The 13179-nt window shown below is 49.0% G+C and carries 13 protein-coding genes; 12 read left to right on the top strand and 1 reads right to left on the bottom strand.

Annotated elements, in window-relative coordinates:
- The first annotated feature begins 23 nt into the window (after positions 1–23).
- The 7 genes from WFI24_RS25755 (at position 24) to WFI24_RS25725 (ending at position 8545) form a co-directional block, all read left to right on the top strand.
- A complete protein-coding gene (locus tag WFI24_RS25755; RefSeq protein WP_017689071.1) occupies positions 24–299 on the top strand; it encodes a WXG100 family type VII secretion target in 276 nt (91 codons plus the stop codon).
- 158 nt (positions 300–457) lie between these two features.
- Positions 458–2533, top strand: coding sequence for a hypothetical protein (locus tag WFI24_RS25750; RefSeq protein WP_336764879.1), 2076 nt, complete (start codon positions 458–460; stop codon positions 2531–2533).
- 34 nt (positions 2534–2567) lie between these two features.
- Positions 2568–3320, top strand: coding sequence for a vWA domain-containing protein (locus WFI24_RS25745; protein ID WP_336764878.1), 753 nt, complete (start codon positions 2568–2570; stop codon positions 3318–3320).
- A gap of 10 nt (positions 3321–3330) precedes the next feature.
- Positions 3331–4173, top strand: a complete 843-nt coding sequence (locus tag WFI24_RS25740) for a hypothetical protein (RefSeq protein WP_145318686.1) — start codon at positions 3331–3333, stop codon at positions 4171–4173.
- Positions 4174–4361: 188 nt separating this feature from the next.
- Complete coding sequence (locus tag WFI24_RS25735) at positions 4362–5168, top strand: SDR family oxidoreductase (protein WP_336764877.1); 807 nt, start codon at positions 4362–4364, stop codon at positions 5166–5168.
- Between the two features lie 142 nt (positions 5169–5310).
- On the top strand, positions 5311–7830 hold the full coding sequence (gene hrpB / locus WFI24_RS25730) for an ATP-dependent helicase HrpB (protein ID WP_336764876.1): 2520 nt from the start codon (positions 5311–5313) through the stop codon (positions 7828–7830).
- A 109-nt stretch (positions 7831–7939) separates the two neighbouring features.
- Positions 7940–8545 carry a general stress protein gene (locus WFI24_RS25725; RefSeq protein ID WP_145318680.1) on the top strand — a complete coding sequence of 202 codons (606 nt, stop codon included), beginning with the start codon at positions 7940–7942 and terminating at the stop codon, positions 8543–8545.
- A gap of 116 nt (positions 8546–8661) precedes the next feature.
- Here WFI24_RS25725 and WFI24_RS25720 read toward each other — a convergent pair whose 3' ends face one another.
- Positions 8662–9063 (bottom strand): YidH family protein, encoded by a 402-nt coding sequence (locus tag WFI24_RS25720; RefSeq protein ID WP_336764875.1) that lies wholly within the window; start codon positions 9061–9063, stop codon positions 8662–8664.
- 62 nt (positions 9064–9125) lie between these two features.
- On the opposite strand from WFI24_RS25720, the gene WFI24_RS25715 reads away from it, so the two are divergent.
- From WFI24_RS25715 to WFI24_RS25695, 5 genes are all read left to right on the top strand, one after another.
- The gene (locus WFI24_RS25715) at positions 9126–10274 is read left to right on the top strand and encodes an acyltransferase (protein WP_336764874.1); all 1149 of its coding nucleotides are present in this window, start codon (positions 9126–9128) and stop codon (positions 10272–10274) included.
- A 369-nt stretch (positions 10275–10643) separates the two neighbouring features.
- Positions 10644–11018 carry a helix-turn-helix transcriptional regulator gene (locus WFI24_RS25710; protein ID WP_105598241.1) on the top strand — a complete coding sequence of 125 codons (375 nt, stop codon included), beginning with the start codon at positions 10644–10646 and terminating at the stop codon, positions 11016–11018.
- A 2-nt stretch (positions 11019–11020) separates the two neighbouring features.
- The gene (locus WFI24_RS25705) at positions 11021–12028 is read left to right on the top strand and encodes a Gfo/Idh/MocA family protein (RefSeq protein ID WP_336764873.1); all 1008 of its coding nucleotides are present in this window, start codon (positions 11021–11023) and stop codon (positions 12026–12028) included.
- 264 nt (positions 12029–12292) lie between these two features.
- Complete coding sequence (locus WFI24_RS25700; RefSeq protein WP_336764872.1) at positions 12293–12733, top strand: ribonuclease; 441 nt, start codon at positions 12293–12295, stop codon at positions 12731–12733.
- A 14-nt stretch (positions 12734–12747) separates the two neighbouring features.
- Positions 12748–13023 carry a barstar family protein gene (locus WFI24_RS25695; protein WP_336764871.1) on the top strand — a complete coding sequence of 92 codons (276 nt, stop codon included), beginning with the start codon at positions 12748–12750 and terminating at the stop codon, positions 13021–13023.
- Positions 13024–13179: the final 156 nt, after the last annotated feature.

Here is a 13179-nt window from a genome sequence, read left to right as displayed (position 1 = left end):
ACAAACCAAGGAGGAATTTACCAATGGCAGGACGTATTTTAGTTACCCCAGAGCAGCTTGATCAAGTTTCTAACCAATTTAAACAAAGCGGTGAGCAAAGTCAGCAAATCGTATCTACATTGACTCAATCCATCACAAGCATGGAAGGACAATGGGAAGGTATGACAAAACAACGCTTCTTCCAGGAGTTCCAAGAAGCTAGCAAACAAATGCAATCATTCGTTCAAACGCTGAACAGCATCAGCGCTGAACTTACAGCTATTGCTAACAAATTCCGTACAGCTGACCAAGCTCGTTAATCTGCTTTACATAGATCAGGCCGATTTGAAGTCTGAATTCGCTCTGAATTATAGGTGGGTAGCAAGCTGAAGATGTACAACTACAGCAAAAACCGGGCGTTTTCACAACACCCGGTTTTTGTTGCAACTATGACACTAGGACAGAGAGAGGGATAAGCATGTCTTTTCAACCAAATCCCGGGGATGAAGTGGTGATTAACGACATTGCCTATACGATTGGGCAACATCCGGCTGCGCCGGGTCTGGCTTACGCCCAAGCCGGAAGGCAGGGGATTGTTTATCAATTGATACCCCGTAATGGTTCCATTCATGGGGCCAAAGCACTAAAAGTATTTTTTCCTAAATTCCGTATTCCGGCTATGGTATATCAGTCTGAGCATATGGAGTCCTATAGTGAACTGCCAGGTTTGCAGGTATGCAAGCGTGATGTGCTCACTCCGGAAAGAAACGGAGCGCTCATTGGAAAACATCCCGATCTGTTATATGCGGTATTGATGCCATGGGTGCAAGGTCAGACCTGGTTCGACGTGATCAGTGATCAAAGACAGTTGACGGCAGAAGAGAGCCTGAAGCTGGCCAGAGCGCTTGCCGGAACGGGTTCGGCGATGGAGCAACGCGGGTTGGCTCATTGCGATATGTCCGCACCCAATGTAATGATTCCGTTTTTTTCCGAAGTGGAGAACCTGGGGAAGACGTCTGCGGTAGAACTCGTGGATGTCGAGCAGATGTACGGTTCAAAGATGGATCGTCCGGATGCCCTGCTTGCCGGGTCACCCGGTTATGCGGCCCATCGAACAGTGCACAGCGGTTTGTGGAGTTCGTATGCTGACCGATTTGCCGGAGCCGTAATTATTGCTGAGATGTTAAGCTGGTCAGACCCGGTTATTGTAGAGAAAGCTTGGGGCGAAAGCTATTTTGACCAACATGAAATGCAAACGGTGAGTGAACGCTATTATGCAATGCGGGAGTCACTGGAGAAGCGTTGGGGTTCGAAACTTTCCGATCTGTTTATTCGCGCCTGGGAAAGTCACGATCTGAGCAGTTGTCCGACGTTTGGTGAGTGGTATGTCGCACTGGCGGCAGTAGACGTCCAACAGGCTCATGCTGCGGCTGCGACCTCAGAAGAAGAAGTTGCTGAGCAGCCAGATGCTGTGAATAGTAATCTGAAAAAAAGCTCAGACCTAGCAAGCGAAACGACGAATGTTCAAGAGGGGAACAACTCTCAAACACATCAATCTCCTGATCAGGAAGCGGTTGTGAACCGTTTATTCCTGCAAGCAAGAGCCCTTGAGGATGAAGACAAGCCGGCTGCTGCTCTGGAAGTGTATCGTTCGCTGTATCATTTCATTCCGCATAACAGTGCGATGCAGATGGAAGTAGAGGCTGCAATCAAGGAACTGGATGCCAAGCTCCATCCAAAAGAGGATACAAGTAAGCCTGTACCGGTCCCTTTCTACAGATCCAAAAAGTTCATGATCTCTTCTGCTGTGCTTATTGTATTGCTGGCAGGATCCGTGCCAACGGTCAAAATACTCGCGGATCAGGCAGAGGTGAAGCAGAAAGAACAACTGGAAGCTACACGACTGGCCGAGGTCAAGGCTGCAGAAGAGGCTGAAGCTGCGAAGGCGGCAGCGCTCAAACAGCAGGAAGAACAAGAAAAACAAAAGGCTGCGGAGGCCGCAAAACTGGACGCAGAGGAAAAGAAAAAACTCGCTGAAGCCAAGCAAAAGGAAGCTGAAGCGAAGAAAAAAGAAGAAGAACGCAAGGCATTACAGGCCAAGTATGACAAGCAAGCGAAATATGAGGCCTATCTGGTGAAGCAGGAGCAGCAGAAGAAAGAAGCTGCCAAGAAAGCACAGCAGGAGAAGTATGATAAACAGGCAAAATATGAAGCTTATCTGGTCTGGAAAAAAGAGAATGATGCCAAGCTTGCAAGACAGGAAGCGGAGCGCAAGGCAGCAGCTGAAGTACAGCGTCAGCAGGAGATTGCTCGGGCAGCTGCGCTCAAGAAAAAACGTGCCGAGAATGTGGTCACGCTGATTGCTCATTACAATAAAACGTATAATGCGCAAATAGGCAGAAAAATTGAAAATGCGGAATCGTATGCTCGTGATTTCAAAAAACTTTACAATACCGATGCTGCCTATTTCAAAGGGGTCGGCAAAGTAGCGGCTCGAATGAGTGCCATTAACAAATTCCTGAGCAACAACAGCTACACGTTGCCCAACCTATAATAATAACTTGAACGACGGAGGTGGCTCACCCTAGATGAACTACACGATTCAAGCATCACAGCGTACACCCGCACTTATTATATATTTAATTGATATTAGCGCCTCCATGAATATGGTTCTGGAAAATCGTCGGCGGATTGACGTTGTCTATGATGCACTATCACTTGCAATCCGCCAAATGGTGTTTCGGTCCACGAAGGGAAATCGTCTGACACCTCGCTATCGCATAGCGATATTAGCATATAGTGATGATGTATATGACTTGTTGAACGGAATCAAAGGGATTGACGAAATCGCTGCAGTCGGTTCGTTGCCTGACCTGACACCGAGACGGTTTTCGGATTCTGCGAAGGCTTTCCTACAGGCGGAAAAGATTCTACAGGCCGAAATTCCGAATATGCAGGATTGTCCTGCGCCGCTTGTATGTCACATGACCGATGGGGTGGCTACAGGTGAAGATCCCGAGCCGATTGCCAAAAGAATCATGGGCATGAGTGTGCCGGACGGCAATGTGTTGGTCGAGAATATTTTTATATCCGATCATCTGCTGGAAGGACCGATTGCTGAACCTAGAAGATGGAAGGGCATCTCTCCGGAAACGAGTCTTCAGGATGAGCATGGAGAGAAGCTGCGTAACATGTCATCCGTCCTGCCCGAAAGTTATCGGGAAATGCTTGTTGAAGCTGATTATTTGCTTGCTCCCGGTGCACTCATGATGCTGCCAGGTACCTGTGCAGAATTGGTATCGATCGGGTTCCAGATGTCCGCTGCTACGCCTGTGAGATAGGAGGGGAATCATGAGAGCGATGCGATTGGCAACATTGTCTGCTGGTGATAAGGGGGGCCATGTCGAGCAACGGCATGGCAACTTTCGGTATGTGAGTGTGCAGACCGGAGAACAGCCATTAACTCGTTATCAAGGTGCATTCAAGTGCAGATATGGTTACGGCAGAGCCGCAGAGACGGTTAATCAGGGTGATTCCGGACAGGATTTTGCTGCGGTCCGCATGAATGGGAATGTCTGCAATTTTGTATTATGTGATGGAGTAGGCATGAGTTATCTGGGCGACTTTGCGGCACGGTTTCTGGGAAATGCTTTGCTGGATTGGCTGGAAACGACGCAGCACCCGACGGTTGAGGCCGTGGAACGTCTTCTTCATGATCTGACCCTTCCTGCATCCGAGCAACTGGAGAAATTACAACCATTGGAAAGTTCCCCTCTGTTGCTGCGTGAAGTATTAATGGAAAAACGAAGCCGTGGGAGTCAGGCCATGTATGTCTGTGGGCGGATTGAGCTCACGGGAGGAGGACGCAAAAGCCGTGTATGGTTAGCGTGGCAAGGAGATTCACGTATTCGTCTCTGGCGCAATAATCAGGAACAGTCTGACATGTTCCAGGCACATTGCAAAACGAATGAGCGTTGGTCTACACTTGATGGTCCCGTGGGTGGCAAGCCGCACATCTATGAGACAAAAGGTACAGCAAGTGACTCGCTACGTCTTCAGTTATATACAGATGGACTGAACGACCTGGATGCGATCCAGGCCTACGTGCCTGATGAACACATTCAGGTATTGCTGGATGCTACACATACGGGTGGTCTTGAAGATGATGCCGCTTTCATTGAGTTGGAATGGTGAACTGCCGGACATAAAGTGTTGGATAGACCTGATGTAGCCGTAACAGTGGTGAAGATCAACTGTGAAAAAACTTGCTGGTGTTGATTTAAAAGACACTCTTTTTGGGTAATATTGTGAAGAATTGACTTTAACGATGAGCTTGACCTTACATTCTTACATAATTGCTAAATTGAAGGAGTGGATGGATAATGACACAACATAACGGCAAGTCACGGTTTCAAGGCAAGGTGGCGATTATTACCGGAGCAGGCTCAGGAATTGGGAAAGCCACTGCGGTTAAGTTGGCCAAGGAAGGTGCACAAGTTGCACTGTTTGATCTGGTGAATGATCGGATCTCGGAAACAGAAGCAGAGATTAATGCGGTGCATCCAGGTGCGGCGCGAGCATTCGATGTTGACATTTCCGACCCGGCACGTGTGGAAAAAGCAGTACTTGAAACCGTCGAGTTATTCGGCGGGTTGGATATTGTTTTTGCCAATGCGGGCATTAATGGGGTATCGGCACCCATTGAAGAGATTCAGGTTGAAGATTGGCAGCAGATTATTACAACCAACCTGGATGGCACATTTTTCACCGTTAAATATGCATTGCCTCACTTGAAAAAACGGGGTGGCGGCAGCATTATCATTACAAGTTCGATTAACGGCAATCAACGCTTCTCAAGCTTTGGTATGTCGGCGTACAGCACATCCAAGGCAGGACAGGTTGCTTTTGCGAAGATGGCGGCGCTTGAGCTCGCGAAGTTCAAGATACGTGTAAACGTGATCTGTCCAGGAGCAATTGCGACCAATATCGATCAAAGTACGGTCAAAACGGATGATCTGCAACAGATCATTATTCCAATGGAGTTCCCGGAAGGCCAGCAGCCACTTGCAGATGGACCTGGTCAGCCGGAACATGTTGCGGATCTGGTAAGCTTTCTCGCTTCGTCTGAATCCAGACATATTACCGGAGCAGAGATTGTCATTGATGGTGCTGAATCACTGCTGAGCTAAATAGGTATGTTGCGTAATTTCATGATGCTAAATAAGTGTGTCTTGGATAGTCGTTCCTCTGGAACGGCTTTTTTTGTTATAATGCTAACATTCGAACAGTGATACTGAAGAGCAGTAGGGTACATTCATTAGGAGCGATCATATGCATATAGAGTTACCGATACAAGAGATTATTCCGGAGCTAAGACAGTTATTTCGGGATCAGGATACAGGTGTGTTAATTGCAGAACCGGGTGCGGGAAAAACGACTGTCGTACCGCTCGCTATGCTGGAGGAGCCGTGGGTTGCCGGACGGAAAATCATTATGCTGGAGCCCCGAAGGCTGGCCGCACGTTCAGCTGCGTCGAGGCTGGCGGCTTCGCTTGGGGAAAAGGCTGGACAGACCGTAGGATATCGGGTACGCATGGATACCCGGGTGAGTCAAGCGACACGCATTGAAGTTGTGACGGAAGGCGTGTTGACCCGGATGTTGCAGCAGGATCAGGGACTTGAGGACACGGCGATGATTATATTCGATGAATTCCATGAACGTCATCTACATGGGGATTTGGGTCTGGCTCTAGCATTGGAATCCCGAGCGATGTTGCGTCCGGATCTGAAGCTGCTGGTGATGTCGGCAACCCTTGATCCTGTTCCCGTGTGTGCATTGCTTGGCGAAGATACAAGATCAATTCACTGTCCGGGACGTACGTTTCCGGTGGAAACACGATATGTGCCGAGACCAGCAGCTATACAGCTGGAACCATTCACGGCTCAGACCATAGTCAAGGCATTGACCGAACAAGAGGGGGACGTGCTTGTTTTTCTTCCTGGCGCTAAAGAGATACACCGTACAGAGCGGGAGTTATTGAAGGGTTCTCTTCCTGCACATGTGAAAGTTCATTCTCTGTATGGCAGTATGCCGGTGGAACAACAGGATGAGGCCATACGGCCAGCCGCTGAGGGGTCGCGCAAAATTGTGCTCTCCACCTCTATTGCTGAATCCAGTCTCACACTCCCTGGAGTTAAGATTGTGGTAGACGCGGGGCTGAGTCGAGCATCGGCATTCTCGCCGCGTACAGGCATGAGCAGACTTGTCACCCAGCCGGTGTCCAAGGCGTCAGCCGATCAACGACGGGGGCGTGCAGGGCGAATCGCCCCGGGTGTATGTTATCGGCTGTGGAGCGAAGAGGTCCATGGCGGGCTGCCTGAGGCAGCTCGGCCAGAGATCACTTCCGCGGATCTTGCGCCGCTGGCGCTGGAGCTTGCCGTCTGGGGTGTTCAGTCCCCAGCAGAGCTGCAATGGCTGGACACCCCGCCTGACGCCGCCTACGGCCAGGCACAGGCGCTGCTGCGCCAGCTGGGCGGCCTGGACGACACAGGCCGCATCACGCCCTTCGGGCGGCGGATGAACACGCTTGGCGTGCATCCGCGACTGGCCAGCATGCTGCTCCGCGCGGCGGAGCTTGGGCTGGCCAGCTACGCCAGCATGCTGGCGGCACTGCTGCAGGAGCCTGCCGGCCTCCGCAGCAGTGGAAGTGCAGGCGCGGGCACGGACCTCCGCCCGCGCGTAGAATCGCTGCTGACCGCGGACAGCAGCGGCATGCCGCAAGCGGCAGCGGCTGTCGCAGACGGCGCGGCCGTGCGGCGCATGCTCCAGGAGAGCCGCCAGCTGCGCTCGGCGCTCGGCCCGGCGGCCGATCCGGTGCGGCCGGATGAGGACAGCTGCGGATTGCTGCTGTCCTTTGCCTATCCGGACCGGATTGGGCAGCGCCGGGAGGACGGCCGCTATCTGCTAAGCAGCGGCCGCGGTGTACGGCTCGCAGCGACAGAATCGCTGAGCCGTTCAGCTTATCTGGTCGCAGCCGAGGCAGACGACCAGGGCGCAGATACGCGCATCCTGCTGGCTGCGCCGTTGCAGGAGCACACTTTGTTGCAGGCAGGCCAGCACCTGCTGCACAATGAAGTGCAAGTGGCTTGGGATTCCAACACTCGAAGTGTGCGGGCACATAAGAGACTGCGGATCGGAGCCATTGTAATCAAAGATAGCAGTATTGCACAGCCGCCTGAAGATCAGGTGCTCGAAGCACTGCTAAGAGGAATACGAATGGAAGGACTGGACTGTCTGCCCTGGAACAAAGCATCCAGACAACTTGCGGACAGGCTGCGGTTCCTGCATCTCCATCTACCCGAGTGGCCAGACCTTATCGAAGATGATCTGACCGAAGAGCTGGCAGAACATCTCACACCTTATCTGACAGGCATGAGATCTGCAGCCGACCTGAAGAGATTATCGATGCATGATGTATTGCTCGGTGGACTGAGCTGGGGTCAGCGACAACAACTGGACGATGAAGCACCAACGCATATACAGGTGCCCAGTGGTTCCCGTATTCCCGTGGACTACAGCCGTCCGGAAGATCCTACGCTTGCGGTAAGACTACAGGAAATGTTTGGACAACAGGAGACGCCTCGCATAGCTGGAGGGCGAGTTCCATTGACCATCCACCTGTTGTCACCAGCCCAGCGACCTGTACAAGTCACGCGAGACTTAGCTAATTTCTGGCGAGAGACATACTTTGAGGTTAAAAAAGATCTGAAAGGCCGTTATCCGAAGCATTACTGGCCGGATAATCCGCTTGAAGCAGTCGCGACCAACCGAGCCAAACCACGGGGGAAATGATGAATTAATTTGTCTTTTCAGATTAGTATATTGGCTTGCAAGCGTTTGAAAGAAAACAGGGCGGGTAATAACATAGCGAACCACTCAATAAGATGAGGAGGGATTCACTATGCAGAAGAAAATCGTAGGTGTGTTTAATACAGAACGTGAAGCATCGCAGGCTATCGAGGGTCTGAAAGCACAAGGATTCACTTCAGACGAAATCTCCGTGGTGACGCAAGATCGGGATGAACTGAAGGCGATTCGGGAAGAGACAGGTACGAAAGCCCCTGAAGGCGTGGCTGCTGGTGCAGCAACAGGTGGTGTACTTGGTGGCGTAGCTGGTCTGCTCGCAGGTATCGGTGCACTGGCCATACCCGGCATAGGACCAATTCTGGCCGCAGGCCCCATTGCAGCAGCATTTACCGGTGCAGCTGTAGGTGCGGGAGCTGGTGGACTGGTGGGTGGATTAGTAGGTCTTGGTATTCCGGAAGAGGATGCCAGACAGTATGAGGAGTATGTACAAAATGGTAAAATCCTGCTGCTCGTAGATTCTACGGATCGGGACTCTGATGTGTACGATGTGTTCAGCGGCAACAGTCAGATTAATCGGGACAGAGCCGAAGCAGCTCATCGCGGAGATGTGCCTGCCGAACGTCCGGATCTGGACATGGAAGAACGCAGATTGGAAGCCCAAAGCAAGGCAGCTCGATTGGGTAATAATACGTTCCTGTAAATAAAATGACATATATGATCCACAAGATGGTCATTAGCCGGTTTCCTTAAGGGAAGCCGGCTTTTGTCCCTGTGTTATAGTTGTGCATACTAAAATGATGATGTTTTTTTACTTCCTCAAGCAGGGAATAACAATACATACAGCAGAATAGCCAAAGCGAGTCCAATCACCAGTAGCATCATGGTAAGAAACCGGATTAATCCGGTCGATGCCTGAAACGTCTGTTCATTGATTTGTGTACGCTTCCGATGATAGGCTGCTGCCGAATATAAAATGATGGATATACCGCCAACCAGGGAAGTGATACCTGTGATAATCGCGGCAATGTGCGCAAGACGGTCATAAGCCGAGGAATTGAAGCCAAATCCTGCAGCAAGAAAACCGATGCCTGCCATGGCAATACCGGTGCGTACCCATGCCAGAAAAGTTCGCTCGTTAGCCAGATGTTGCTGCACATACTTGGAGTCGGTAGTGGTTAAGTCCTTGTCAGTTAAAGAAATATGAATCACTCCGTTCATCAGATCTACGGCTTCATTGTACTTTGTTTTTATCGCAAAACCAAGAAAGGACGGCTGAATGTATGCCTCGCAGAGAACGTATTACAGAAATTGAGAGCTTGAGGGGAATAGCCTTTGCAGCAGTGGTTCTCCAGCACTCCATTGCACATTACTCCCTTGTACCGCAAACGAGACTGGAGGATGGCGTGTTATTGGCTATACTGCTGATGCTCTCCAAATTTGCAGTTCCTTTGTTCATATTCATAACAGGTATGGTGCTTTTTTATAACACGGGAGACAAGCTGCATTATGGCCAGTTCATGAGAAAAAGAGTAACCGATGTCATCGTTCCTTATCTCATCTGGTCACTCATATATTTTACACTTGCACCGCGGGGCTGGACCGGATTTGGATGGAATGACATCCCAGACCTTGGCCTGAAGCTGATTACTGGCAAAACGACTTCACACTTCTGGTACATTATTATGCTGATCCAATTTTATCTGTTATTTCCGCTCTTCTTGCGAGCCATTCGTTATGTATATAACCGATATGAGGCCAAGGGCCGCATGATTGCGCTGCTGATTACGGGTGCTGTGTATCTGGTGCTCGCAGATCAATTAGGTAACATCGCCAGATTCATGGAATGGCTGAATATCCCGGTACTGACGGATGCTTTTACAACGTATGCAGACCGCAATTTCCTCTATTTCTTTATTTATTTTGTGCTTGGTGCAGCGGCGGGATTATCTGTCCAGCGCTGGAATGAATGGATTCATCGGTTACGTTGGGTATATTGGACGATGTTTATTGTGCTGGGTCTTCGGTTTACATATTTATTAATGCTGGAGTTTCAGAAGCCGGAGGGAATCAAAATTACGTTTTATACGGTCAGCCTGATTCGTCCTGATATGGCACTCTTTCTGATTGCTTCGATTATGGTCATGTATCAGCTAGCTGGTAAGTTGCACAATCTCAGGACTATACAATTGCTTGGATGGATTGGTGGTGTATCGTACGGCGGATATCTGATGCATATGTTGATGCTGCGGTACAGCTACATTCCGGATGAACTGTTTTATGTCGCTATGGGCTTGAACCCTGTCGTTCGAATGATTATCACCTGGTTGTTGGCTCTCGCCTTATCCTGTGTGCTGACATGGCTCATCTCCCGCGTAAGCTGGGGGAAATGGATTGTGGGAACCGTACCAAAGTCTGTTCGCAATAAATGAATATAACAACATATGAAAAATTCATAACAAGGTAAAGGCGTAAAGGAAGTATTGCAGAAGCACAGGCATACCGATGCGAGCAAAATTGCGAGCGTTGCATCATTGTGTTTAATACATGGAATTGGCGTGGCTCACATTAATCTCCTGGATACACCAACTTTTATAATTATTTTAAAATTTCATTACATGAAAAATTCACAAAAGTAAACCTTTTACTGTGCTTCCTCTATGTTGGTGCGTATTCACACCATTACTTTCTCGCCCTCTTATACGATCGATAAAAGGGAAGCAAAGCGGAGAAAGATGGCAGAACCCGAACATAAGTTTTATAATACTAGATATATAGGTTCTGACAGGAGGGGTATGAACGTGGCTTTTATGATTGCACAACGGGCATTTATCAAGCTCTATCTGATTACGATGGTTGAACAGCACAGGGGATATGGTTACGAGATGCTGGAGGCGATGAAGCAGGAATTCAAAGACTACGGTTATGTACCACCCCAGAGCGAAGTATATCGGGCATTACATGAATTGGTACAGCAGGGTGTATTTTATCGCACGAAGAAGCTGAAGGGCAATGATCCAAAGGTCGATTTTCAGGAAATCGTTCTATATCACTTCACGGATGATGGTGCAGAGAAAGCTGAATTATACAAGAAACAGGTCAAAACGGATCTGGATCGTTGTCTCGGCATGTTACACAAGGCAGATGAGGACAATTACGGTACGAAAGGAAGATAAGCATGGATAAACAGTTACAGTGGGGTGTACTCGGTACGTCGACCATAGCCAAAAATGCAGTCATTCCAGCAATCCAGCAGTCCGAACGTGGTGAAGTCTTGGCGATTGCTAGCCGCAGTAAGGAAAAAGCGGAAGCCCTTGCCGAAGAACTCGGCATTGCGAGATCCTATGGCAGTTACGAAGAACTCATCGCTGATCCGGACATCGAAGCCGTCTACATTCCTTTGCCTAACCATATGCACAAAGAATGGACCATCAAAGCGGCACAGGCTGGCAAGCACGTGTTATGTGAGAAACCAGCTGCCTTGAATGCTGATGAATCGGCAGAAATGATTGAGGTATGTCATCAGCAAGGCGTTCTATTTGCAGAGGCGATTATGTATCGATATCATCCCAAGCACAGACGTGTACAAGAGATTATAGCCAGCGGGGAGATTGGCACTGTAAGAGCCATCCATGGCAACTTCACCTGTAATACCGCTGATGATAAGGAGAATGTAAGATTCAAAAGAGAGATGGGCGGCGGATCTTTATTCGATCTTGGCGTATATCCGATCTCGGCGGCCCGGATGTATCTGGGACAAGAGCCGGAAGCGGTGACAGTACACGCTCTTTTTTCGGACGAGCATGATGGAGTGGATATGATGGCCTCGGGACTGGTAGAATTTCCGAATTCGGTAGCTTTAACTTTTGACTGTGGCATGTGGGCTTCAGGAAGAGCAGAGATGGAGATCCTGGGTACGGATGGGCGAATCGAACTGCCAAAAGTATTTGGCTGGGAGAACAGTGATATTCCACCTCAGATTATTGTGCACACGGATTCGGTCAGTCGTGAGGAACGTGTATCGGTATCCAATTCCTATGTGCTTCAGGCGGACACGTTTGCAGCTGCTGTACTTGAAGGGGAAGCCTTGCCTTTCAGTCCGGAAAATACCATTCAGAACATGCGTGTCATTGATGCGTGCCTGGAATCGGCACGAACTCGTCAACGTGTGCAGCTGATCGATTAGACCCATTCAAACCAAACATACTAGAACATGTAGACTCCATATTTAGATATGAGAGTCTTTTTTTCTGTCTTAAAATGTTGTAATTATAATATTTTACAATTTAAACTCCTTGATTTGATATTTCTACCAAAATGGTGTGATATAAATAGTCATGAGATGACTTGTTTACTATAATTTAGCAGAACATCCAACTAGAGCGTTGCGGCTTACAGAACATATATCGTGACATGTTCATCTACTTTGAAGGATCGGGAGGCCGGATTGATGAAAAAGTTGATATCCACCGCATTACTGGCATTGTTGCTAACGTTTGTTTTCCTCACAGGTTCACAGTTCACTCCAGTCGGACAGCAGAAGGCATCTGCTGCAACATGTACCATTATCAATACGTTTACGGGTGTAGCAAACTATTTGAGTGCAAACGGAACGTTACCATGTAACTTTATTACCAAATCACAGGCAACAGGACTCGGCTGGGTAGCGTCAAAAGGAAACTTGGCTGTCGTCGCTCCCGGGAAAAGCATCGGCGGAGACACATTCGGTAATCGGGAGGGTCTTCTGCCCGCAGCAAGCGGACGTACATGGCGTGAAGCGGATATCAACTATACTTCCGGTTTCCGTAATTCGGATCGGATCGTGTACTCCAATGATGGACTCATCTACAAAACGACAGACCACTATGCATCATTTACACGGATGAAATAAAGGAAGGAACAGCCATGAATATTGTGATTCTGGATGGACAAGAATTTGCTAGTAGCGCTGAACTTCATCAGCAATTAAAGGCTAAGCTGCATCTGCCGGATTTTTATGGCGGTAATCTCGACGCCTTGTGGGATTGCCTGACAGGTGCGATTAAACTTCCACTAGAGCTAAAATGGACCAACTACCGAATCAGCCAAGAACGACTGGGGAATGAAGCAGACCGGGTACGCGATCTGATGCTCGAGGTACAGGCTGAGCAGTCCGGATTTCAATTGCATGTTGAGAAGTAGGCAGACAATGAAGGCAGTTCAAATACGATTAGCCCAACCTAACAGACTGAAGTGCTCCCTGTCAAGTAGACAGACTAAAAAAACAAAATCATTAGTATTCAATATCCCCTCGGTTATATTGAGGGGATTATTTTCTTAATTAAACTGCTCGTCGAT

This window comes from Paenibacillus sp. USHLN196 (genome assembly GCF_037144955.1).
Taxonomy (GTDB): domain Bacteria; phylum Bacillota; class Bacilli; order Paenibacillales; family Paenibacillaceae; genus Paenibacillus; species Paenibacillus xylanexedens_C.
This window is presented reverse-complemented; position numbering and strand designations above follow the sequence as displayed.